This window comes from Bacillus sp. L_1B0_5, assembly GCF_000836715.1.
GTDB lineage: Bacteria > Bacillota > Bacilli > Bacillales > Bacillaceae_G > Bacillus_A > Bacillus_A thuringiensis_S.
The window spans coordinates 1-272 of the sequence record NZ_JXIS01000133.1 but is presented as its reverse complement, the minus strand read 5'-3'; the positions used below and the strand labels follow the sequence as shown (position 1 = coordinate 272).

The window sequence follows — 272 nt, the reverse complement described above, 5'->3', positions numbered from 1 at the left end:
CATATGGTATGCCACTTCGGGTTAAAAAATATTTAAACAACATGATTGAACAAGACCATCGATTTATAAAAAAACGAATTCGGAATATGCTTGGTTTGAAATCGATGCAAACAGCTGTAAAAATGATTGCTGGAATAGAAGCCATGCATATGGTCAAAAAAGGTCAACTCAAATTAAGGGCACAATCTGCCCAAAATCAGAATAGATGTATTCATCAGTTATTTGGATTAACTGCTTAGGAGTGGATTCCAGAAGGAATCTATGCCTTTTTT

Annotated in this window: 1 protein-coding gene; it reads left to right on the top strand. The window is 34.6% G+C overall.

The genetic code is table 11. From position 1 onward, the window contains the following. On the top strand, positions 1-239 hold a 239-nt coding region (locus RT27_RS29270), incomplete at its 5' end, for a DDE-type integrase/transposase/recombinase (protein WP_043938616.1). Between the last annotated feature and the right edge of the window lie 33 nt (positions 240-272).